This window comes from Bacillus sp. NTK071 (genome assembly GCF_017303315.1).
Lineage (GTDB): Bacteria > Bacillota > Bacilli > Bacillales > Guptibacillaceae > Guptibacillus.
On record NZ_JAFKOI010000010.1, the window covers coordinates 41617 to 64372 of the forward strand.

Annotated in this window: 21 protein-coding genes and 1 other RNA gene; 18 read left to right on the top strand and 4 right to left on the bottom strand. The window is 41.3% G+C overall.

What is annotated here, in order from left to right:
- Nucleotides 1-21 precede the first annotated feature (21 nt).
- The 9 genes from tpiA (at nt 22) to JI666_RS15000 (ending at nt 9704) form a co-directional block, all read left to right on the top strand.
- On the top strand, nt 22-783 hold the full coding sequence (tpiA, locus tag JI666_RS14960) for a triose-phosphate isomerase (protein WP_206893405.1): 762 nt from the start codon (nt 22-24) through the stop codon (nt 781-783).
- Nucleotides 776-2308: a 2,3-bisphosphoglycerate-independent phosphoglycerate mutase gene (gpmI, locus tag JI666_RS14965; protein ID WP_206893249.1), complete on the top strand. Its 1533-nt coding sequence runs from the start codon at nt 776-778 to the stop codon at nt 2306-2308. Before tpiA ends, gpmI begins: the two co-directional genes overlap by 8 nt.
- A 24-nt stretch (nt 2309-2332) precedes the next feature.
- Complete coding sequence (eno, locus tag JI666_RS14970) at nt 2333-3622, top strand: phosphopyruvate hydratase (RefSeq protein ID WP_206893250.1); 1290 nt, start codon at nt 2333-2335, stop codon at nt 3620-3622.
- Nucleotides 3623-4055: 433 nt separating this feature from the next.
- Nucleotides 4056-4286 (top strand): preprotein translocase subunit SecG, encoded by a 231-nt coding sequence (gene secG / locus JI666_RS14975; protein WP_206893251.1) that lies wholly within the window; start codon nt 4056-4058, stop codon nt 4284-4286.
- A gap of 479 nt (nt 4287-4765) precedes the next feature.
- Nucleotides 4766-5512 (top strand): alpha/beta hydrolase, encoded by a 747-nt coding sequence (locus tag JI666_RS14980; RefSeq protein ID WP_206893252.1) that lies wholly within the window; start codon nt 4766-4768, stop codon nt 5510-5512.
- A 33-nt stretch (nt 5513-5545) separates the two neighbouring features.
- Nucleotides 5546-7873 (top strand): ribonuclease R, encoded by a 2328-nt coding sequence (gene rnr, locus JI666_RS14985; RefSeq protein WP_206893253.1) that lies wholly within the window; start codon nt 5546-5548, stop codon nt 7871-7873.
- A 97-nt stretch (nt 7874-7970) separates the two neighbouring features.
- Nucleotides 7971-8438, top strand: a complete 468-nt coding sequence (gene smpB, locus JI666_RS14990; protein WP_048311765.1) for an SsrA-binding protein SmpB — start codon at nt 7971-7973, stop codon at nt 8436-8438.
- Nucleotides 8439-8538: 100 nt separating this feature from the next.
- Nucleotides 8539-8897, top strand: a transfer-messenger RNA (tmRNA) gene (gene ssrA, locus JI666_RS14995).
- A 255-nt stretch (nt 8898-9152) separates the two neighbouring features.
- The gene (locus JI666_RS15000; RefSeq protein ID WP_206893254.1) at nt 9153-9704 is read left to right on the top strand and encodes a DJ-1/PfpI family protein; all 552 of its coding nucleotides are present in this window, start codon (nt 9153-9155) and stop codon (nt 9702-9704) included.
- A 32-nt stretch (nt 9705-9736) separates the two neighbouring features.
- On the opposite strand, the gene JI666_RS15005 is transcribed toward JI666_RS15000, so the two are convergent.
- The gene (locus JI666_RS15005; RefSeq protein ID WP_206893257.1) at nt 9737-10282 is read right to left on the bottom strand and encodes a DUF6944 family repetitive protein; all 546 of its coding nucleotides are present in this window, start codon (nt 10280-10282) and stop codon (nt 9737-9739) included.
- A gap of 187 nt (nt 10283-10469) precedes the next feature.
- Between JI666_RS15005 and JI666_RS15010 the strand changes: the two genes are divergently transcribed.
- The 3 genes from JI666_RS15010 (at nt 10470) to JI666_RS15020 (ending at nt 13698) form a co-directional block, all read left to right on the top strand.
- Nucleotides 10470-10628, top strand: a complete 159-nt coding sequence (locus JI666_RS15010) for a DUF1540 domain-containing protein (RefSeq protein WP_206893262.1) — start codon at nt 10470-10472, stop codon at nt 10626-10628.
- A 275-nt stretch (nt 10629-10903) separates the two neighbouring features.
- On the top strand, nt 10904-12598 hold the full coding sequence (gene ilvD / locus JI666_RS15015) for a dihydroxy-acid dehydratase (RefSeq protein ID WP_206893267.1): 1695 nt from the start codon (nt 10904-10906) through the stop codon (nt 12596-12598).
- A 116-nt stretch (nt 12599-12714) separates the two neighbouring features.
- The gene (locus JI666_RS15020; protein WP_206893269.1) at nt 12715-13698 is read left to right on the top strand and encodes a nuclease-related domain-containing protein; all 984 of its coding nucleotides are present in this window, start codon (nt 12715-12717) and stop codon (nt 13696-13698) included.
- A 120-nt stretch (nt 13699-13818) separates the two neighbouring features.
- Here JI666_RS15020 and JI666_RS15025 read toward each other — a convergent pair whose 3' ends face one another.
- On the bottom strand, nt 13819-14238 hold the full coding sequence (locus tag JI666_RS15025; protein WP_206893271.1) for a VOC family protein: 420 nt from the start codon (nt 14236-14238) through the stop codon (nt 13819-13821).
- 230 nt (nt 14239-14468) lie between these two features.
- On the opposite strand from JI666_RS15025, the gene JI666_RS15030 reads away from it, so the two are divergent.
- Complete coding sequence (locus JI666_RS15030) at nt 14469-15950, top strand: catalase (RefSeq protein WP_206893273.1); 1482 nt, start codon at nt 14469-14471, stop codon at nt 15948-15950.
- 104 nt (nt 15951-16054) lie between these two features.
- Nucleotides 16055-16468: an acyl-CoA thioesterase gene (locus JI666_RS15035; RefSeq protein WP_206893275.1), complete on the top strand. Its 414-nt coding sequence runs from the start codon at nt 16055-16057 to the stop codon at nt 16466-16468.
- 21 nt (nt 16469-16489) lie between these two features.
- Here JI666_RS15035 and JI666_RS15040 read toward each other — a convergent pair whose 3' ends face one another.
- Entirely contained in the window at nt 16490-17218 is a 729-nt protein-coding gene (locus tag JI666_RS15040) for a SurA N-terminal domain-containing protein (protein ID WP_206893277.1), read from the bottom strand.
- 186 nt (nt 17219-17404) lie between these two features.
- Between JI666_RS15040 and hpaB the strand changes: the two genes are divergently transcribed.
- Nucleotides 17405-18850 carry a 4-hydroxyphenylacetate 3-monooxygenase, oxygenase component gene (hpaB, locus tag JI666_RS15045; protein ID WP_206893279.1) on the top strand — a complete coding sequence of 482 codons (1446 nt, stop codon included), beginning with the start codon at nt 17405-17407 and terminating at the stop codon, nt 18848-18850.
- A gap of 118 nt (nt 18851-18968) precedes the next feature.
- On the top strand, nt 18969-20294 hold the full coding sequence (locus JI666_RS15050) for a short-chain fatty acid transporter (RefSeq protein ID WP_206893281.1): 1326 nt from the start codon (nt 18969-18971) through the stop codon (nt 20292-20294).
- 40 nt (nt 20295-20334) lie between these two features.
- On the opposite strand, the gene JI666_RS15055 is transcribed toward JI666_RS15050, so the two are convergent.
- Nucleotides 20335-20535, bottom strand: coding sequence for a hypothetical protein (locus JI666_RS15055; RefSeq protein WP_206893284.1), 201 nt, complete (start codon nt 20533-20535; stop codon nt 20335-20337).
- A gap of 191 nt (nt 20536-20726) precedes the next feature.
- On the opposite strand from JI666_RS15055, the gene JI666_RS15060 reads away from it, so the two are divergent.
- Complete coding sequence (locus JI666_RS15060) at nt 20727-21395, top strand: GTP pyrophosphokinase (protein WP_206893287.1); 669 nt, start codon at nt 20727-20729, stop codon at nt 21393-21395.
- Entirely contained in the window at nt 21392-22390 is a 999-nt protein-coding gene (locus JI666_RS15065; protein WP_206893294.1) for a Gfo/Idh/MocA family protein, read from the top strand. Before JI666_RS15060 ends, JI666_RS15065 begins: the two co-directional genes overlap by 4 nt.
- The last annotated feature ends 366 nt before the right edge of the window (nt 22391-22756 follow it).

The following is a 22756-nucleotide window of genomic DNA, read 5'->3' on the forward strand; positions in this document are numbered from 1 at the left end:
TAAAAAGGATGGTGAGTGAACATGCGCAAACCAATCATCGCAGGTAACTGGAAGATGAACAAAACACTTACGGAAACAAAGAGCTTTGTTGACGAAGTGAAAGGACTTATTCCTGATGGCAATCGCGTAGATTCCGTTGTCTGTGCTCCTGCTCTTTTCCTTGATTATTTAACGGATGAGCTAGAAGGAACAGCACTTCACGTAGGTGCACAAAACATGCACTTTGAAGAAAACGGCGCGTTTACAGGTGAAATTAGCCCTGTAGCACTTAACGATCTTGGAGTAGGCTATGTCATTCTTGGTCACTCTGAACGTCGTGAGCTATTTGGTGAAACGGACGAAGTTGTTAACCAGAAGACTCATGCTGCGTTCAAACATAATCTCACACCAATCATCTGTGTCGGTGAAACGCTTGAACAGCGTGAAAGCGACGTAACAGAAGATATCGTGAAAGCACAAGTTCAAAAAGCAATTGCTGGTCTTACAAATGAACAGGTAGCTCAATCTGTTATTGCGTATGAGCCGATCTGGGCAATTGGAACTGGTAAAACCGCAACAAGCGATCAAGCGAACGATGTATGTTCGTTTATCCGCGGCGTACTGAAAGACGAAACTTCTGACGAAACAGCTAATGCGGTTCGTATCCAATATGGCGGCAGTGTTAAACCTGGTAACATTGACGAGCTTATGGGTAAATCCGACATTGACGGTGCTTTAGTCGGCGGCGCGAGTCTTGATGCGAAATCCTTCCTTCAGCTTTTGGAGGCTGGTCAGAATGCCTAAAAAGCCAGAAGCTTTAATCATCCTTGATGGGTTTGGCCTAAGGGATGAAGAAAAAGGAAATGCCGTAGCACATGCTAACAAACCTAACTTTGATCGTTATTGGAACCAATACCCACACGCTACCCTACAGGCGAGTGGTAAAGCTGTTGGACTTCCAGAAGGACAAATGGGTAACTCTGAAGTTGGTCACTTGAATATCGGCGCTGGTCGTATTGTGTACCAGAGCTTAACAAGAGTGAATCTTGCAATCGAAGAAGGCGACTTCTTTGAGAACGAAACGTTTCTAGAGGCTATTGACCATGCGAAGAAAAAGGGGACAAGCCTACACTTGTTCGGACTTCTTTCTGATGGTGGTATTCATAGTCACATTAAACATCTTTTTGCTCTTCTTGAACTTGCTGCAAAGCATGACCTAGAAGATGTGTATGTTCACGGATTCCTTGATGGTCGTGATGTTGGCCAACAATCTGCTAAAACCTACATTAAGCAGTTAGAGGATAAAATGGAAGAAGTCGGAGTTGGTCGTCTTGCGACTCTCTCAGGACGCTATTACTCCATGGATCGTGACAAGCGTTGGGATCGTGTTGAGAAGTCTTACCGTGCCCTGGCATACGGTGAAGGCCCATCTTACAAGGATCCCTATGAATTGATTGATGATAATTACAAGAATGAAATCTATGATGAATTCGTGCTTCCTTCTGTTATGACAGAAGAAGACGGTTCACCGATTGCGACGGTAGATGATGAAGATGCAGTAATCTTCTTTAACTTCCGTCCTGACCGAGCAATCCAGATTTCACAAGTCTTTACAAATGAAGATTTCCGAGGATTTGACCGCGGAGAAGAACGTCCGAAGAATCTCCACTTTGTATCACTAACTCGTTTTAGTGAAACAGTTGGAGGGGATGTGGCTTTCAAACCGGCCAACCTTGATAACACGCTAGGTGAAGTTCTAGCTCAACAAGATTACACTCAGCTGCGAATTGCTGAAACAGAGAAATACCCACACGTTACTTTCTTCTTTAGCGGTGGACGCGAAGAAGAGTTTCCTGGGGAAGAACGTATTCTTATCGACTCTCCGAAGGTTGCAACTTATGACTTGAAGCCTGAGATGAGCGCTTACGAAGTGACGGACGCGTTACTGAAAGAACTCGATGCCGATAAGCACGATGCGATTATCCTAAACTTTGCGAACCCTGACATGGTAGGGCATTCCGGAATGCTTGAACCAACAGTCAAAGCGATTGAAGCTGTTGACGAATGTCTTGGTAAGATTGTTGATAAAATTACCGAAAAAGGCGGACATGCTATTATTACCGCTGACCACGGGAACTCAGATGAAGTCACAACGCTTGATGGCGATGCAATGACTGCTCATACGACGAGTCCTGTCCCTGTTATTGTGACAAAAGAAGGTGCTGAGCTTCGTACAGATGGTATTCTTGCGGACCTTTCACCGACACTTCTCGATTTGCTTGGCGGCAAGCAACCGAAAGAAATGACAGGAAAATCATTAATTAAATAACTCACTTTTAAAGGAGATGACATTATGCCAATTATTACTGACGTATATGCACGCGAAGTCCTTGACTCCCGCGGCAATCCAACAGTTGAAGTAGAAGTATTTACAGACGCAGGCGTAAAAGCACGCGCAATGGTACCATCTGGTGCATCCACTGGAGAATACGAAGCAGTTGAGCTTCGTGACGGTGACAAAGATCGCTACCTTGGTAAAGGTGTTGAAAAAGCAGTATCTAACATTAACGAAACAATCGCTCCTGAGCTAGTAGGTATGAGCGTTTATGACCAGCTAGGAGTCGACCATATGATGATCGACCTTGATGGTACTGACAACAAAGGTAACCTTGGCGCTAACGCTATTCTTGGTGTTTCAATGGCTGTAGCTCGTGCTGCTGCTGAAGAGCTTGAACTACCACTTTACGTTTACCTTGGTGGATTCAACGCAAAAACTCTTCCAACACCAATGATGAACATCCTTAATGGTGGAGAGCACGCTGATAACAACGTAGACATTCAAGAATTTATGGTTATGCCTGTTGGCGCACCTTCTTTCAAAGAAGCTCTACGTACAGGTGCAGAAATTTTCCACAGCTTGAAAGGTGTTCTTAAAGCAAAAGGCCTTAACACTTCTGTTGGTGACGAAGGTGGATTCGCTCCTAACCTTGGTTCAAACGAAGAAGCGATCCAAACAATCATTGAAGCAATCGAAAAAGCAGGCTACAAGCCTGGTGAAGAAGTAATGCTCGCTCTAGACGTAGCATCTTCTGAAATCTACAGCGACGGTAAATATAACCTTGCTGGAGAAGGCGTAGTGAAGACATCTGAAGAGATGATCGAATTCTACAGCCAGCTTTGTGAGAAGTACCCAATCATCTCGATCGAAGACGGTCTTGATGAAAACGACTGGGAAGGTTGGGAGAAACTTACTCAAGCTCTTGGTGAGAAAGTTCAGCTTGTTGGTGACGACCTATTCGTTACAAACACAAACAAACTTTCTGAAGGAATCGAGCGTAGCGTAGGTAACTCTATCCTAATCAAAGTGAACCAAATTGGTACACTTACTGAAACGTTCGATGCGATTGAAATGGCAAAGCGCGCTGGTTACACAGCTGTTATCTCTCACCGTTCTGGTGAAACAGAAGATACAACAATCGCTGACATCGCTGTTGCAACAAATGCAGGACAAATCAAAACAGGCGCACCGTCTCGTACGGACCGCGTAGCTAAATACAACCAGCTTCTTCGTATCGAAGACGAGCTTGAGCACCTTGCAATCTACGGTGGTCGCACTAGCTTCTACAACCTAGATAAGAAGTAAGTTGAACAACCCCCGTGTGAAAACGCGGGGGTTTTTTGATTTGGATTTTTATTCTTACTTAAAATTTCTTTTTTCTAAAGGATGGTTGTTTTGAAAGTGGGTTTGTATGAAGAACCACACTTCATAGCTGGTTGGAGCAGAAGGTGCTCGACTCCTGCGGGATTAGCGGGACAGGTGAGACCCCACAGGCGCGCCCCAAGCGCGCCGAGGAGGCTCACCGCCCGCCCCGCGGAAAGCGAGCACCTGGAGCGCAAATCAGCCACTACTCTTATCGGAACAACGTCTACAAAAACAGTCGTTACCGTTCAAGAAGTGTTAACACAATGTTAAGAAGGTATGAGAATGTCCTGTATTCCCGAAATAGATTGCTTTTACTGAAAATTTTATGGTAAATTTATAGTATTGGAAAGGCTATAGTCCGGGAGGTGGAATCATGCATCTTGCAGCTACAATTGCGTTAGTTATCGTATCAGTCTTATTAATCACTGTTGTCTTGCTACAATCTAGTAAAAGTGCTGGATTATCAGGAGCGATTACAGGTGGAGCAGAGCAACTATTCGGAAAACAGAAAGCCCGCGGTTTTGAAGCGGTTTTAAATAAAGTGACGGTCGTACTCGCCGTTTTGTTCTTTGTTCTTTCAATTCTCGTTGCGTATCTTGTGTAACGTATTTAAGAAAGCAGCAGGTGTGATCCACTTGCTGCTTTTTTCATTTATAAAGAATGATCTTTTTTAATTTGTTGTTTTGGAAGAGAGTTTGGATCAACCTTCACACTTAGCTAATTGTAGCGGAAGGTGCTCGACTCCTGCGGGACTAGCGGGACAGGTGAGACCCCACAGGAGCGTTAGCGACGATGAGGCTCACCGGCCGCCCTGCGGAAAGCGAGCACCTGGAGCGGAAATTAACATCTCTCCATGGAAACAATGTCTATAACCGCAATGATTAAGCGAAATTCAAAATAGCTGGTTTTTTGTCGAATAGAAGAGGGAAAGAAGATAGAAGACGAATTTCTTTTGCCTTCCGTTCGAAACAGGTAAAATGTAGAAAGACACGGGGTTCATCCCAACATTTAAGGGCAGGATAAACCACATTTTTGAAGGTAAAACTAATGATAGGATCGGAACACTTGGAGGAGGATAACAGCATGAAAGTAGTTGCACCAAAGCCATTTACATTTGAAGGAGGCAACCGAGCGGTATTAATGTTACATGGCTTTACAGGAAATTCAGCTGATGTAAGAATGATGGGAAGATACTTGCAGGAACAGGGCTATACATGCCATGCACCCCAATACGAAGGACATGGTGTTCCTCCAGAGGAGTTAGTACATACAGGTCCGACAGACTGGTGGAAGAACGTGATGGATGGCTACGAAAAGCTTAAAAACATGGGCCATGATGAGATTGCAGTCGTTGGGTTATCTCTTGGAGGCGTATTTTCCTTAAAGCTAGGCTATACTGTTCCTGTAAAGGGAATCGTACCCATGTGCGCTCCAATGGATATGAAGGATGAAGAAACCATGTATAAAGGTGTACTCTCTTATGCGAGAGAATATAAGAAATTCGAACGTAAAAGTACTGAACAAATTGAAGAAGAGATGGAAGCATTTAAGGAAACCCCTATGAACACGCTCGGCGAATTACGAGATTTAATTTATGACGTACGAGAAAATATCGATATGATTTATGCACCTACATTTGTCGCACAGGCCCGTCATGACGAAATGATTAATACAGAAAGCGCAACTATCATCCATGACACAATTGAAGCGGATGAGAAAAGTCTTAAATGGTATGAGAATTCGACACATGTCATCACGCTTGGAAAAGAAAAAGAACAGCTTCATAAAGATGTGCATGCATTTCTTGATGAACTTGACTGGTCAGAGTAGTAGTTTAGTTAATAAGAAAGAAGGTGGAAGACAATGGCAGAAGAACATTATGAGAAAATATTGAGCTTCATGAGGGACGAAGCATACAAGCCTCTTACCGTTCAGGAGCTTGAAGAAGTATTTGGTCTAAAGGACTCCAGTGAATTTAAGGATTTTGTTAAAACACTTAATGGTATGGAAGATGAAGGATTAATCGTTCGAACGAGAAGCAATCGCTATGGGATTCCTGAGAAGATGAATCTTGTACGGGGGAAGCTTCAAGTTCATGCGAAAGGGTTTGCATTCCTCATTTCCGATAGTGATACAGGTGAGAAAGATGTATACATTAATCAAGGTGACTTAGAAGGTGCAATGAATGGCGACCGCGTTATCGTTCGTCTTCATCAGAAGTCATCAGGTACTCGTCCGGAAGGTACAGTCATCCGGATTATTGAACGTGGTGTGAAACGGACAGTCGGTACGTATTCTGACAGCAAGCACTTTGGTTTTGTTATTGCTGATGATAAACGCATCCCTCACGACATCTTTATTCCAAAAGGTTCAACCGGTGGTGCTGTTGACGGCCACAAAGTAGTTGTTGAGATTACGAAATATCCTGAAGGTCGCATGAGTGCTGAAGGCCGTATTACAGAAATCCTTGGTCACAAAAACGATCCGGGGGTAGACATTCTTTCAATCATTTATAAGCACGAGCTTCCAGGTGAATTCCCTGAAGCTGCGATGGAACAAGCTCATAAAACACCAGATCAAATTGATGAAAAAGAGATTGAAGGTAGACGAGATCTTCGCGAAGAAACCATTGTGACGATTGATGGTGCCGATGCGAAGGACTTGGATGATGCTGTAAATGTCGAAAAGCTTCCAAACGGTAATTATAAGCTTGGCGTTCATATTGCAGACGTAACGTATTATGTATCAGAGAACTCTCCAATTGATCAGGAAGCGCTAGATCGTGGAACGAGCGTCTATCTTGTAGACCGCGTTATTCCAATGATTCCGCATCGACTATCAAATGGTATTTGTAGTTTAAATCCACAAGTGGATCGTTTAACGATTTCTTGTGAAATGGAAATTTCGCCACAGGGTGAAGTTGTAAACCATGAGATCTTCCCAAGTGTCATTCGTACGAATGAACGAATGACTTATACGGATGTTCGTAAAATCCTTCAGCGTGAAGATGATGAAGTGCTTGAGCGCTACAAATCACTTGTACCATTTTTCGATGGCATGGGCGAGCTTGCAGAGATTCTAAGAAAAGGCCGATTTGAACGTGGTGCAATCGATTTTGACTTCGCTGAGGCCAAAGTGCTTGTAGACGAAGAAGGAACGCCTCAAGAAATTGTCCAGCGTGAACGTTCAGTAGCAGAGCGCCTAATTGAAGAATTCATGCTTGTTGCAAACGAAACCGTAGCACAGCATTTTCACTTCATGGAAGTACCGTTCATGTATCGTATTCACGAAGATCCAGATGCGGACAAGCTTAATACGTTCTTTGAGTTCATTACGAATTTCGGTTACGTTGTGAGAGGTAATGCAAATACGGTTCATCCTCGCGCATTACAGAAGCTTTTGGAAGAAGTGAAAGGTGAACCTGAAGAAGCTGTTATAAGTAAAGTCATGCTTCGTTCCATGCAACAGGCAAAGTATTTCCCTGAGAGTCTAGGCCACTTCGGACTATCTACGGATTTCTATACGCATTTCACATCACCAATTCGTCGTTATCCTGACTTGATTGTGCATCGTTTAATTCGCACGTATCTTTTTGAGAAAAAAGTCGACAATCAGACGATTTCCAAATGGAGTGAATCACTTGGTGAAATAGCTCAACATGCTTCTGCGATGGAAAGACGGGCAGTTGATGCAGAGCGTGAAACGGATGATTTGAAGAAAGCTCAGTTTATGTTAGATAAAATTGGGGAAGAGTTCGAAGGTGTAATCAGCGGCGTAACGAACTTTGGTTTGTTTATTGAGTTGCCAAATACGATTGAAGGTCTCGTTCACGTTAGTTATTTAACAGATGACTATTACCATTACGACGAAGGTGCATATGCGATGATCGGTGAACGAACAGGTAACGTTTATCGCATTGGGGATGAGATTTCAATACGTGTATTGAATGTTAACATTGATGATCGCGCAATTGATTTCGAGATCGTTGGTATGAAGCCGCCAAAAGAACGTCGTAGAAGAGAGAGCCCGAAAGTAATTGAAGGCGGTAAGCGTAAAAAACGCGGCAAGTCTTCTAACAAAACAACTGATGCTGGCTCCAAAAAACGTAAGTTCTCTCCACCAAAAGACGGTCAGGGAACGAAAAAGAAGAATAAAAACAAAAAGAAAAAGCGTCGAAATAACAATTCTTAAATAGACAGAAGCATGTCATAGGGTCAGAGTAAGTCATCTTGACTTATTCTGACCAAATTGATATACTGGAGTTCGACGTTTGAGAGGAGGGACGGTCATGCCAAAAGGTGATGGTGGACTCATTGCACAAAATAAAAAAGCTAGACATGATTACTCAGTTATCGAAACATATGAAGCAGGATTGGTTCTGCAAGGAACTGAAATCAAATCCATCAGGGCAAGACGCGTAAACTTGAAAGACTCTCATGCGATCATTCGTAAAGGTGAAATTTTTCTTTTGAATATGCACATCAATGAGTATGAGCAAGGTAATCGATTTAATCACGATCCAACTCGTACACGTAAACTGTTGATGAAACGTAAAGAGATTGATAAGCTGATAGGCCTTACGAAAGAGCAAGGTTATACCGTCATTCCGCTTAAAGTCTATATCAAGAATGGCTACGCTAAAGTGCTTCTTGGTCTTGCCAAAGGTAAGAAAAAGTACGATAAGCGTCAGGACTTGAAAGATAAGACGATGAAGCGTGAAGTAGACAAAGCATTGAAAGAGCGTCAACGGATATAGTTTCCATTTGATTGGGAGTTCGTTTATGTTATAATGAAAATTACCGAAACACATTATTAAGCTTAACTGCTTACCCGTTTTCGGTTCTCATTTCTGATATGGGGACGTTACGGATTCGACAGGGGTAGGTCGAGCTTAAGTCGCGAGTCGAGTTGGCGAGCTACGTTAAAAACGCCATGCCTATAACTGGCAAAGAAAACAACAACTTCGCACTAGCAGCGTAAGCTGTTTTGCGGTTCCTCCCTCCATCGCCCATGTGGTAGGGTAAGGGACTCAACTTAAGTGGGATACGCCAACAATCCACCGTCTGAGGAAAGTTGGAAGAGATTAACCAGACTAGCTGCAAAGACGCCTGTCGGTAGGCAGAATTGCAGTGAAACAATAATATATCGACTACACTCGTAGAAGCTTAAGTGCCGATACTTCTGGACGTGGGTTCGACTCCCACCGTCTCCACCAAATACATATTTGGTGGTTTTTTTTATGTCTAAAATACTAAGGATTTGCCACTAGAGGTAAATCCTTTATAGTTGTTGATTCGTATAGGTACGTTCATCATGTCACAAGGTTTCAACCTTTTTGTCATACGGTTCAATTAAGAAACACGCCGGTGGTTTATTCATTAATTATGTACTTCTTAAAATATGTGTTAATAATTTACAGAAAGAGGGTAATAACTAGCGAAGGCTTTTACTATCCTCTGGAGGTGTTATGGTGAGTAAAAAAGTGTTAATCCTGTCCGGTGACGCTGTTGAGGCTCTTGAGATTTATTATCCATATTACCGTTGTCTTGAAGAAGGATTTGAAGTGACGATTGCATCCCCCACAGTGAAAAAGCTTCAAACGGTTTGTCACGATTTTACAGGTGAAATGGAAACGTATGTAGAAAAGCCTTCGTATGGCATTGATGCTAATGTTTCTTTTGCTGATGTGAATCCTTCTGAGTACGATGGATTAATTATCCCAGGCGGAAGGGCACCAGAGTATATTCGTTTAAATGAACATGTACCCGATCTGGTTAGACACTTTTTCGATGAGAACAAACCAGTAGGAGCAATTTGCCACGCCGCTCAGGTTCTAAGCGTGATTCCTGATGTTATGAAAGGTCGAGAATATACAGCCTACCCAGCCTGTAAACCAGATGTAACAGCTTGTGGTGCTACATATATCGACGAACAGCTTCACACAAGTAGGAATCTCGTTTCAGGTCAGGCATGGCCGGATTTACCTGGGTTCATGAGGGAGTTTATTGGTTTATTAAGGTGAAATAGAAAACCCTGGTATAGTTACCAGGGTTTTTACGATTGATTAGGGTATTTTGTTTGACCAATTGCACCGATCACGGAGCCTGTTGCTTGAATCCAGCTTCCGACTACATTGAAAATTTCCCCATCTTCGTCTCTCAGTCCTCGTGCTCCCGCATATGCCTGCAACGAATTACCTGTAATACTGAGGATGTGTCCATTGATATTGTACAGTTCTGCTTCAGAAGGCTCTGCACTTAAAGCTTGTGATAGGGAAGTACCACCGCCTAGCGCTTGAAGTAAGTTGCCTTTAATGTCTAGAACGATCCCCGTTTTTTCATCACTAGCAAGTATAATTCCAGTTACGACAGTTGAATTACCAATGGCTTGAATTTGACTACCTATTTTATTCAATGTCATTGTGTCAATTGTGTCTGCCACAATCGCATTACCAGTTGCTTGCAGAACATTACCGATTAAGGTCAGACTGTTCAAGATCTCTTCACTAATGGTCATAAAGCTTGATATTCCAATTGCAGAAGCTATCGTACCAGTTGCTGTTATCCAGGCGCCAAGTATAACTTTTTGTTCATTATCCATAGTCAGCCCGCCTATTTATTGTTTCTTCTACTTTATACTATACAAAAGCATCGATAGAAGTTAAAAAGTTGGACGACATAGATAGGCGATTTAGATTAGTCTTTTATGCAGAAGAAAAGATGATTATTTAAGAAACCAGAATTGTGTCATCCATAATGAGCATTCTAAGACGAAGGAGGTGAAGGGGATGGCATTGGATGTGTTATGTGAAGTCGCAAACTGTGTCCACAACCGTAACGGTCAGAAATGTGGTGCTGATGAGATCTTTGTTGTTAGCCATAAAGGAAACAAAGCTAGCAATAGTGAAGAAACTGATTGTAAGACGTTCGAACCAGGAACCTTATAATTGGGCAACAGCAGCTATATGACTTCCTCATCTTCTCTTCTATCGTGATTCGAAAGAATTATGATAAAACAGGCCGGTTCCTATTGGGACCGGCTTACTTGTTATGAAGTATCCCTTGATGTAGTGATCTCCTACCACCCTCCTCCATAAATTGTTATGTGAAAATTTCTGATAATTGTTTGCGTTAAAGTGCGAAAACTAGTATCATCAAAGAATATAAATTTTGAATTGATTAAATTATCAAATTTCACAGGCGATTTGGAAGGGTGATTAGAATGGATGGAAAGAAAGACTTACGTATTCGTAGTAAAGTGATCAGCGAAGGAGTAAACCGCGTTCCGAACCGTTCGATGCTTCGAGCAGTTGGCTTTACCGATGAAGATTTTAAGAAACCAATGATTGGAATTGCAAGTACATGGAGTGAAGTTACGCCATGTAATGTACATATTGATAAACTTGCACGTGAGGCTAAGGGCGGAGCTAAGGATAATGGTGGCGCACCGATGATATTCAATACAATTACAGTGTCTGATGGCATCGCGATGGGACATGAGGGAATGTTCTATTCTCTTCCAAGTCGCGAAATTATCGCAGACTCAATCGAAACTGTGACAAATGCGGAACGCCTTGATGGCATCGTAGCAATCGGAGGGTGTGATAAAACAACACCAGGCTGCTTGATGGCTATCGGCCGTATGAATATTCCATCTGTCTATGTGTACGGTGGAACCATTCAGCCAGGAAAATTAAATGGCAATGACATTGATATCGTCTCTTCCTTTGAAGCTGTTGGACAGTATCAAGCAGGAACAATTAATGACGAAGAACTTCACAAAGTCGAATGTAATGCCTGTCCCGGCGCAGGTGCGTGCGGTGGAATGTACACAGCAAACACAATGGCGTCAGCAGTAGAAGCGCTCGGCATGAGTATCCCGGGCTCATCATCAACCCCTGCCGTGAACGATTATAAAGAGTCGGAATGTCGCCAAGCCGGCGAGCTTGTCGTGAACCTTCTAGAAAATGATATTTACCCTCGTGATATCATGACGAAAGAGGCTTTTGAAAATGCCATCACAGTTGTTATGGCGCTTGGTGGTTCAACAAATGCTTTCTTACATCTAACAGCAATGGCTCATTCTGCTGGAGTTGATCTATCACTTGATGACTTTGAGCGTGTCCGCGAGCGCGTACCGCATATTGCTGACATGAAGCCAAGTGGAAAATACGTCATGCAAGATCTCTATGCAGTTGGTGGAGTACCAGCAGTCATGAAACTACTTCATGAACATGGTTTACTTCATGGTGATTGCCTTACTGTAACTGGCAAGACAGTTGCAGAGAATCTTAAAGAAGCACCTTCCTTGAAAGAAGGTCAAGAAATCATTCGCTCACTGAATGATCCAATCAAAGCGAGCGGGCCACTTGTTGTGCTTCGTGGAAATCTTGCCCCTGAAGGATCAGTTGCAAAAATGTCTGGACAAAAGATCAGTCGTTTCGAAGGTCCAGCACGTGTCTATAATAACGAAGCGGAAGCGACGGCGGCGATTGAAGCGGATGACATTAAAGAAGGTGACGTTCTCGTTATTCGCAATGTAGGTCCAAAAGGCGGCCCTGGTATGCCTGAAATGCTTTCCATTACATCCATGATTGTTGGAAAAGGCTTGAATGGTAAGGTAGCCCTTATGACAGATGGTCGCTTCTCAGGTGGTTCACACGGCTTCGTAATCGGCCACGTATCCCCAGAAGCATTCGTAGGCGGACCAATTGGCTTATTGAAAGAAGGAGACACCATTACAATTGATAGTGACAAACAACAAATCAATTTCGCTGTTTCCGATGAAGAGCTAGAAAGACGCCGAGCAGAATGGGTAAGACCAGAGTTAAGATACAAGACAGGTATTCTAGGAAAATACGCAAGACTCGTTTCGTCATCTGCGAAAGGTGCAGTAACGGATTTGGATATTGAGTAGATGCATTGGGGCCAGCTTCCTTTTGGGGGAGCTGGTTTTTGTATGATCATTTGTTGGAAAAAGGGATTGGATAATTAAAATAGAAGAAAGGTATTGAAGAGTCGAAGAGAAAAGGAGTGATAAATGAATTGATTGGAAAGCTGCATGATGCCCCGCTTAACCTCCTCAAGATGGACGCCCTATTACGTCGCCTTCCGTCTCATCATATCCGCTATGAAGAAGTGAAAGAGCAATTGAAGAAGTATAGTGCAGGATTTTATGGAGAAAAATCAATTGGTTTCCCGCTAAGCTTCTTAGAAGAGAAACGGTTTATGATCTACCATGATCTACGATTATATGATGGTACTCACCACTTTCAAATTGACACGCTCGTAATCTCTCAACACTATATTCTTATTGTTGAAGTGAAAAACATTTCAGGGACTTTAATGTTTGATCCGATGTTTAATCAGATGATTCGTATTTCCGAAACGAAAGAAGAGGCGTTTCCTGATCCACTGACACAAGTTGAGAGGCAACGTCTTCAGCTTGAAATGTTTTTATTGAAATCAAAAGTATCTCGGATACCGATTGAAACATTGATTGTGATAAGCAATCGAAGCACTGTCTTGAAAGCTACTCATGAAATTAACGCTATCACTTCTAAAGTGATTCGTAGTGAATACTTGCCAACTAAAGTGAAGTCTATTGATAAGAGATATCCAACTGAACTGCTTACTATGAAAGAAGTACGTAAATTAGGCCGCTTTTTAGTTAAGCACCATGAGCCACTAGACCGTGACATATTAAAACAGTTTTCTAATCCAGTTACCGATTTATTAGTTGGTGTTCAGTGTCCAAATTGTGCTCGAATGCCAATGATAAGAATTCATGGAAAGTGGCTTTGTCAAAGCTGCTCATCTGTTTCTAAGGATGCTCATTTAAAAGCTCTAAATGATTATGCACTTCTTGTTTCAAAGGAAATTACGAATCAAGAATTGAGAGGGTTTCTACGTTTAAGCTCAGAAGATGCTGCTACAAGACTATTGAAATCGTTGAATCTCGAGTTTAGTGGAGCGAACAAAGGTAGGCGATATATGCTCGATATTAGGCAGTTTTAAGATTTCGCGGATATCTCACCATTTCGACTGCTTATTAGTCTCAAATCCACCCAACAACCACCCCACACCCCATCATTCTCCATCAAAAAAGCCTGCCACCATCGTGACAGACTCCATAACTTAATTAGTTTTCGCTTTTTCGAAGTTTAAATCCCAAATAACGCCGTATGCATCCTTAACTTTAGCGAATTTTGCTCCCCAGAAAGTATCTTGAAGCTCCATGTAAACTGTTCCTTTTTCTTTTAGACGAGAGTATAGCTTTTGAATTTCATCTTCACTATCAAGTTCAAGAGCTAGTGAGATGTTGTTGCCGACAGTGACTTTCTGATTCAAGAACACGTCTGAGACCATGAAAAAGAGGTCGTCCTTTTTGAAGCGAGCATGCATGATGTGATCATCTAGTTCTGGAGGGGATTCGAAATCTGCCTCGCCGAAAGTTTGGATGTCAGTAATCTCACCTTCAAATACGTCTTTGTAATAAGTAAGAGCTTCTCGAGCTGTTCCTTCAAATGTGAAATAAGGAATAGGATGGTGCTTCATGTACTTCACTCTCTTTCGTCATTAAGTAGGATGCTTTCTTTCCTCATTATAATCTAAATCAATTCAAAAAACAGGAACCTTTATTCCTGAAATTGCTAGTTAAAAATTTTTAAACAAATTCAAGTTTACCATTGGTAGCTTTTGGGAACATGTCTTAAGTGACTGAGGATTTCATTTCTTGCTTACATAGTTGCCTGCAGGAAATATCTATATTAAAAGGAGTGTTTTGCATGGACGATCAAAACAAAAAGAAGTTCACGACTAATCAAGGTGTACCGATCTCAGACAATCAGAACTCGAAAACGGCCGGGCAGAATGGTCCAACGCTTGTAGAAGATTATCAATTACTTGAAAAAATTGCCCACTTTGATAGAGAACGTATACCTGAACGTGTCGTTCATGCACGTGGAGCAGGCGCTCACGGTGTTTTTGTAACGAAAAATAGCATGAAAAAATATACGAAAGCTGCATTTCTTCAAGAAGAAGGAAAGGAAACGGAGCTATTCGCTCGTTTCTCAACAGTTATTCACGGGAAGCACTCTCCTGAAACAGCTCGTGATCCACGTGGCTTTTCTGTTAAATTCTATACAGAAGAAGGTAACTATGATTTCGTAGGAAACACATTGCCGATCTTCTTTATTCGCGATGCAATTAAATTCCCTGATGTAATTCACTCATTGAAACCAGACCCGATAACAAATATTCAAGATCCAGCAAGGTACTGGGATTTCTTTTCACTTTCCCCAGAGACAACAAACATGGCGATGCATCTGTTCACAGATGAAGGAATTCCAGCAACATTCCGTAATATGCGGGGATCTAGTGTCCATGCGTTTAAGTGGTTTAACGAAGATGGCGAGACATTCTATGTGAAGCTTCGCTGGCAGCCAAAAGAAGGCATTAAGAACCTTACGATTGAAGAAGCAGCTAAGGTTCAAGGGATGGACTTTAACCATGCTACAGGTGATCTTTATAATGCAATCGAAAAAGGAGATTTCCCTGAGTGGGATCTATACGTACAAGTTCTTCGTCCAGAAGAACTCAATAACTTCGACTATAACCCACTTGATGCTACGAAAGACTGGCCTGAAGAGGACATTCCGTGGGAGTTTGTGGGGACGATGACTCTTAACCGAAATGTAGATAACTTCTTTGCTGAAACAGAGCAGGTTAGTTTTAATCCTGGTGTACTTGTACCGGGTATGCTCCCTTCAGAAGACAAGTTGCTACAGGGTCGTCTGTTCTCTTATTCAGATACACAGCGTCATCGTGTAGGTCCAAATTACCTTCAGTTGGATATTAACAAACCGAAGACTGAAGTGAATAACTACCAGCAAGAAGGTAGCATGAATAATGATAAGCATAAAGGCCATGTGAATTATGAGCCAAACAGTGCGGCTGGTGTTCCTACTGAAGTTCCAGGATATGAAGATGCAATGCAGCCGGTTAGCGGTCAAGCTGGACGTCAGGTAATCGATAAAGTAAACCACTTCGGTCAGGCGGGACGTATTTATCGAAGCTGGGATCAGCACACGAAAGATACATTAGTTAAAAACTTGATGAACGATTTCGATGGTATTGAGGATAGAGCAATTGTTGGACGAGCGATTGCTAACTTCTATCAAGCGGATGAAGAGCTAGGAAATACGCTTGGTGAGAAAGCAAATGTGAACTTTAAGCAATTTATTAACTCAGAACAATATCAATCATAGATACTATGTGAGAGCTTCCAGGTCAAGCACCTGGAAGCTCTTTACGTTATGAAAAAGGGAAGGTTGTAAGGAATAGCGAATAAATAGTGAAAAGGAGTGACGATATGTTTGAGAAAGTCATTGAGCCACGTGTTTCTGAAACAGATGGTGCCGGCCACATTAATAATACCGTCATACCCGTGTGGTTTGAATCAGGTCGGGATGATATTTTTCGTATGTTCAATCCGGATCTAGCATTCCATGATTGGCATTGTGTTCTATTAAAAATGGATGTCGAGTATCTTGCACAACTCTATTATGGGAAAGTGGTTACGGTTCGAACGTGGATCAGTCGGATTGGAAACAAAAGTTTTGAAGTGTATGAGGAAATTCACCAAGATGATACAGTATGTGTAAAAGGGCGAGCTACATATGTGAATTATCATTTCGATGTTCAAAAAAGCGAACCAATCCCATCACGTATTCGTGAACAGCTCGAAATGCATCTCTATAACAATAAAGAAACCACTAGAGAATAATTCTCTAGTGGTTTTCATCAATTATACGTTAACTTTTACATCTGCATCTTTTTTAAGCTTCTCTACTAGTTCTTGCATTTTCTTACCTTGTTTCTCTTTTTCTAAGCCTTCTTTAATCTGAGGCTTTACGTCTTCGTAAGCCGGCATTTCTTCAGAGCCACCTTGCTCTTTTGCTTTCTCATAAGACTTTTTCATTTCTTCTTCCGTTACTTCATCAACTTTAATTTCTTTATCAACGTATGTTGTATAGAGAACGTTATTCGCAAGTTGCTTTCTAAGTTCCTTAACACTCATATCATTTTTCTTCAAAGCCTCTTTGAATTGATCCTCATCCTCGAAGCTTTCTTTTACACCTTTAAGCTCTTTGTCGACTTGTTCTTCAGAAGCTTCGTAGCCTTTATCCTTTGCATCTTGAAGGATTAGCTCCTGGCCAACAAGGCTTTCAGCGATTTGCTTTTTCATTTGTTCAAGCTGTTCTTTAGGTAATTCTTGTCCCATTTGAACGTATTGCATTTGATTCTGTTCATAGACTGGGTTGAAATCTTCACCTGTAATTTCTTCTCCATTGACGGTAGCTACAACTTTATCTGCATCTACTTTATCAACTTCCGGCTGTTTCTGTTCACCGGCTTTTTCTTCTGTTTTTGTATCTTCTTGTTTCTTGTCATTACTGCTGTTTTCATTACCTCCACAGGCTGCTAGTGCTACTAACAATAATCCTGTGATAAGTAGATAAGTTAATTTACGCAATTCACATGCTCCTTTCGAAATGCTGTGTCTATTGTTCCACAAATTAGCAGAGTTGAAAACCCCTATAGATAAGTATGGGAGAAAAACCACATTCTTATTACAATCTTACAAGATCAAGACAAGTGCACTGCCTCCTTCTATCACTTGTGCATAGTTTAATAAGAAAGATATACAGGAGGTGACTGTGTGATTAATGGTAAGGAATATATTGATAGAATAAATGCTCTACAAAATGAAATTTGGATCAAGGGAGAGAAATGTTCAGGGAAGTTGTCGGAACTCGCTCCTTTTAAAGGAATATTGAAGAGTAAGGCTGAGCTATATGACTATCAGTGCCAACAAGAAAACCGCAAACTCTTTCGTTATCCTCAACCGGATGGCAAAGGTGCATACGGCTTTTCATTTCATCAGCCTCTTTCTTTAGAAGACTTAACAAATAGACGGAAAGCTACACAGGAGTGGGCGCGTAAGAGTGCAGGACTCATGGGGCGTTCGCCAGATTACATGAATACATTACTTATGGCACTCGGTGCAGCAGCACCTCACTTTTCCAAAGATAGAAAAGAATTTGGAGATAATATTAAACGATTGTATGAACGTGCAAGGGAGGAAGATTTATCGATTACTCATACATTTATTAACCCTCAAGTTAATCGATCGATCGCACATTTCTTGGATGATTCAACTGTCACAGCTGCAAAAGTAGTAGAGGAGAAAAAGGAAGGCATTGTCATTCAAGGTGCCAGACTACTTGCCACACAGGGAGGATTAACTGACGAATTGCTCGTTCTTCCTGCTGGAGGAAATAGTCTTGATGATTCGTATGTATTTGGATTCATGATTCCTGCGAATACAAAAGGGTTAAAGTTTCTTTGTAGAGAATCTTTTTGCTACAGTGATTGCGCTTTTGATCATCCGCTTGCATCACAATTTGAAGAAATTGATTCGATTGTTGTTTTTGAAAAAGTTCTTGTGCCGTGGGAATGTGTTTTCGTTTACAAAAACCTCGATACGATGGCAAATGTAGAAGAGGAAACAGGTATGTACGCCTTTTTACAATTCCAGTCCGTTTGTAGGCAAGTCGTGAAACTTGAATACATTCTAGGTCTTTGTGAAATGATCGGAGATGCGATTCAAATTCAAGAGTATGAACACGTAAAACAGAAAATGAGCGAAATCATTAACGCTCTTGAAATTATGAAAGCTCTTCTTTTATCCGCAGAAGTGAATAGTCAACCGAATCGCTATGGTACATGGATTCCAGCTAGTATGCCGCTGAAAGCAGCTATTCAATATTTTCCTGGCGTCTATCCAAGACTAATTGAAATTATTGAAATGTTGGGTGCTAGTGGACTCATTTCGATTCCAACAGAAAAGGATTTTCAGTCAGAGATAAAAGGAGACCTTGAGCGCTATCTTCAAGGATCAAATATTGAAGCAAAAGAACGCGTAAGGCTTTTCCGAATGGCCTGGGATTTGAGTATGAGTGCATTTGGATCAAGGCAAACACAGTTTGAGAGGTTTTTCTTTGGTGATCCTATTCGCCTGGCAGCTGTTCATTACAATAGCTATCCAATTCAGCCTTTCGTGGATCAGGTTCAGGATTTTCTTAACAAAATAGAGAAGAAGTAAAGTCGCAGTGATGCGGCTTTTCACCTATTTATGAAAGCGTTTTCTAATATATGGAGGATTCATGTCTAAATTCCACGAATGAATTGAGATGGGATTATTGATTAAAGGAGTTGTCGTTATGTTAAAAGCCTCAATATCGTTGTCGAATCGGATCATGCAACGTTATTTACCAGATCCATTTTTATTTGTTGTGATCTTAACGTTGGTAGTATTTGGTCTTGGATTAATCTTTACAGGAAGTACTCCTGTGCAAATGGTTCAATTCTTTGGAGAAGGATTCTGGAGTCTCCTTGCTTTTTCAATGCAAATGGTGCTTGTTCTTATGACAGGTTATGTGCTTGCAAGCAGTCCTCTTTTTAAAAAGGGACTTAGTTATTTAGCTGATCGAGCAAAAACACCTGGACAAGCTATCGTTTACGTTACGCTTGTTTCGCTCGTAGCAAGCTGGATTAATTGGGGATTTGGGCTTGTTATCGGCGCATTATATGCGAAAGAACTTGCAAGAAAAATAGTGAAAGTGGATTATCGTTTACTCATTGCAAGCGCCTATAGCGGTTTTCTCGTATGGCATGGCGGTCTAGCTGGATCGATTCCACTTACAGTTGCTACGCCTGGGCATTTTACAGAGGATTTGATTGGAGTCATATCAACGAGTCAAACAATCTTTTCCCCCTTTAATTTAATCATTGTTGCTTCTTTATTTGTCGTTCTGCCAGTTGTGAATTATATAATGTCACCTTCTGAAGATGAAAGAGTCCACGTTGATCCTTCTTTATTACGAGAGGGAAATCTTCAAGCTGCAACGTTAGAGACGGAATGGACACCAGCTGAGCGTTTGGAGAACAGCAAGACGGTTTCAATTATTATTTCCCTAGTAGGACTCTCATACATTGTTTATTATTTCGTAAATGCTGGTTTCGAACTTAATTTAAATATCGTAAATTTTGGTTTTCTTTTTCTAGGCATTCTATTTCACGGGACACCGCGCAACTTTCTTGAATCAGTTAGTAATGCCGTAAAAGGAGCGAGCGGGATTATCATACAGTTCCCATTCTATGCGGGGATTATGGGGATGATGGTGGCGTCTGGACTTGCTGCAGAGCTTTCACAAGGTTTTGTGTCCATATCGAATGGATTCACATTCCCATTCTTTGCGTTTCTAAGTGCAGGAATCGTGAATTTCTTTGTTCCGTCTGGAGGGGGGCAATGGGCGGTTCAGGCACCAATTATGCTTGACGCTGCAAAAGAACTTGGCGTTTCCATTCCGAAAACAGCGATGGCCGTTGCATGGGGAGATGCATGGACAAACATGATTCAACCGTTTTGGGCATTGCCTGCACTTGCTATAGCTGGATTAAAAGCAAAAGACATTATGGGCTATTGTTTCATTGTATTACTAGTAAGTGGTGCGGTTATATCAGTAGGACTCGTTTTTATTAATTAGGGAAAAGCAGTAACATGCTTTTCCCTTTTTTCATTCTGAATTACCGATCGGCTTCATTTATTCTTTGGTTTCTAACCACTCCGTACGTTAGAAACAAGATAAAGAAAATACCTAGTACGATAAATGTCATGCTATATACGACTTTACTTTCACTGTACATATCATGAGCTAGTATCCCCATCGCAATTCCGTTAATGAATAAACTTAATAGAATGAGAGGATGAATTTTCTTTCTATCCATTATTCCCCTCCTCTTATTTCTAATTCTATCATAGGTATGCTGCTGTTATTAGACTTTAAATGAAAGAGGCATTGTTGAAAGTATCTGTAAAATCACATCACGAAACGAATTTTGTTAATAGTTTGTCAAATATCGTTTATAGTTCCTTCTTGCAGCTATGGTACGGTATCTTTTGAAAGGATGATTTAGCAATGAGCAAGAATTTCCAAGAACGAATAGAAGAGTGGAAGAATTTTTTATTTATATACAAATTTGCTTTAGATGAGATCAATACAAAGTTGACGATATTAAATGATGAATTTCAATTTGTGCACCAACATAATCCCATTGAACATGTGAAATCACGTATTAAATCACCAGAAAGTATCATGACGAAACTTCAAAGAAAAAACCTCGAAGTAACGACAGAAAATGTAGAAAATCACATTAATGATATTGCAGGAGTTAGGGTTACTTGTTCATTTACGACAGACATCTATCGAATTTATGACATGATTGAGAGTCAGGATGATATTCAAGTCATAAACGTGAAAGATTATGTGAAAAATCCTAAACCAAATGGATACAAAAGTCTGCACTTGATTGTTGAGATACCTGTGTACCTATCGAAAGGACCTGAGTATGTAAAAGTTGAAATTCAGATCCGTACAATCGCAATGGATTTCTGGGCGAGTCTTGAACATAAAATCTATTATAAATTCGAGGGTGAAATACCAGGGGATCTTAGTCATGAATTAAAAGAAGCGGCTGATATTGTCCATTATTTGGATTCAAAAATGATTCGAATTATGAAAGAAGTTACAGAGTTCAAAGAACATGAAGAAGCTGCTAAATTAGTCAAAACAGGGGTGGAGAAATGAAGACGATTCGCTGGGGCATCATTGGTTGTGGCAATGTAACAGAGAAGAAAAGTGGACCTGGGTTACAGAAAGCAGAACATTCGGAGCTTGTAGCGGTTATGAGACGGAATAAGGAGCTAGCAGAAGATTATGCAAAACGGCACAATGTTCCTAAGTGGTATACAAGTGCTGAAGAACTAGTGAATGATGATGATGTGGATGCGGTTTATATTGCAACGCCTCCTTCAAGTCACAAAGAGTATGCAATACTCGCTGCAAGAGCTTCGAAACCAGTTTATGTTGAAAAGCCAATGGCATTAAATACCACAGAGTGTAATGAAATGATCGAAGCGTGTAACGCGAATGATGTTCCGTTATTTGTGGCTTTCTACCGGAGGGCAATGCCAGCGTTTCTGAAAGTGAAAGAAGTAGTAGAGAGCGGTGCAATTGGTCATGTTCGATTTGTAACAACTGTTCACCACAAAAAGGCGTCAGACCATGAAAAGAATGGGGACTTGCCATGGCGAGTGCAGCCTGAAATTGCAGGTGGTGGGCATTTCTTTGATCTTGCGAGTCATACGCTCGACTACCTAGATTTTCTATTAGGACCAATTGTAAGTGTCAGTGGGTTTGCTAGTAACCAAGGTGGTCTCTATAAGGCAGAGGATATCGTTTCTGGGTCATATGTCTTTCAATCAGGTGTCCATGGGACAGGCCAATGGTGCTTTAATTCTTATAAAAATGAAGACTGGAATGAGATTGTGGGGGACCAAGGATCATTGCTCTTCTCAACTTTACAGGAAAAGCCAATGATCCTGAAAAACGCTGAGGGAGAGCAGGAAATTAGCATGATCTACCCTGAGCATGTTCAGCAGCCGCTCATTCAAACCATTGTAAATGAGTTAAACGGTGAAGGAAAATCACCAAGTACCGGTCAATCAGCACTCAGAACCAGCAAAGTAATGGATCAGATGGTAGCTTCTTTCTATAATGATACTACTCTAAAAGATTGTTGAAGAGCGGGTAGGAGCGGAAGACAACCGTCTATGAAAAGAGCCGTTCACCAAAAAAACCTTAACTTAAGATTGTTGTTTTGAAAAAGGTTTTGTTTAAAAAATACACTTAGCTAATTGGAGCGGAAGGATGCTCGAATCCTGCGGGACTAGCGGGACAGGTGAGACCCCACAGGCGGATGTTCTTACGCGCCGAAGAGGCTCAGCGCCCACCCCACGGAAAGTGAGCATCCTGGAGCGCAAGTCAACTAGTACCTTTATAGCAACAATGTTTACGAAAAAAGCCTTTTGAAATGAAGTACAAAGAATTTGTCTAAAAGATTGTTGTTTTGAAAGAGGTTTTGTGAAAAAAAACCACTTAGCTAATTG

Excerpts from the sequence above, each read along its gene's own strand:
- tpiA (WP_206893405.1), top strand. The coding sequence starts at position 22 with ATGCGCAAACCAATCATCGCAGGTAACTGGAAGATGAACAAAACACTT.
- gpmI (WP_206893249.1), top strand. The coding sequence starts at position 776 with ATGCCTAAAAAGCCAGAAGCTTTAATCATCCTTGATGGGTTTGGCCTA.
- eno (WP_206893250.1), top strand. The coding sequence starts at position 2,333 with ATGCCAATTATTACTGACGTATATGCACGCGAAGTCCTTGACTCCCGC.
- secG (WP_206893251.1), top strand. The coding sequence starts at position 4,056 with ATGCATCTTGCAGCTACAATTGCGTTAGTTATCGTATCAGTCTTATTA.
- JI666_RS14980 (WP_206893252.1), top strand. The coding sequence starts at position 4,766 with ATGAAAGTAGTTGCACCAAAGCCATTTACATTTGAAGGAGGCAACCGA.
- rnr (WP_206893253.1), top strand. The coding sequence starts at position 5,546 with ATGGCAGAAGAACATTATGAGAAAATATTGAGCTTCATGAGGGACGAA.
- smpB (WP_048311765.1), top strand. The coding sequence starts at position 7,971 with ATGCCAAAAGGTGATGGTGGACTCATTGCACAAAATAAAAAAGCTAGA.
- JI666_RS15005 (WP_206893257.1), bottom strand. The coding sequence starts at position 10,282 with ATGGATAATGAACAAAAAGTTATACTTGGCGCCTGGATAACAGCAACT.
- JI666_RS15010 (WP_206893262.1), top strand. The coding sequence starts at position 10,470 with ATGGCATTGGATGTGTTATGTGAAGTCGCAAACTGTGTCCACAACCGT.
- ilvD (WP_206893267.1), top strand. The coding sequence starts at position 10,904 with ATGGATGGAAAGAAAGACTTACGTATTCGTAGTAAAGTGATCAGCGAA.
- JI666_RS15025 (WP_206893271.1), bottom strand. The coding sequence starts at position 14,238 with ATGAAGCACCATCCTATTCCTTATTTCACATTTGAAGGAACAGCTCGA.
- JI666_RS15030 (WP_206893273.1), top strand. The coding sequence starts at position 14,469 with ATGGACGATCAAAACAAAAAGAAGTTCACGACTAATCAAGGTGTACCG.
- JI666_RS15035 (WP_206893275.1), top strand. The coding sequence starts at position 16,055 with ATGTTTGAGAAAGTCATTGAGCCACGTGTTTCTGAAACAGATGGTGCC.
- JI666_RS15050 (WP_206893281.1), top strand. The coding sequence starts at position 18,969 with ATGTTAAAAGCCTCAATATCGTTGTCGAATCGGATCATGCAACGTTAT.
- JI666_RS15055 (WP_206893284.1), bottom strand. The coding sequence starts at position 20,535 with ATGGATAGAAAGAAAATTCATCCTCTCATTCTATTAAGTTTATTCATT.
- JI666_RS15060 (WP_206893287.1), top strand. The coding sequence starts at position 20,727 with ATGAGCAAGAATTTCCAAGAACGAATAGAAGAGTGGAAGAATTTTTTA.
- JI666_RS15065 (WP_206893294.1), top strand. The coding sequence starts at position 21,392 with ATGAAGACGATTCGCTGGGGCATCATTGGTTGTGGCAATGTAACAGAG.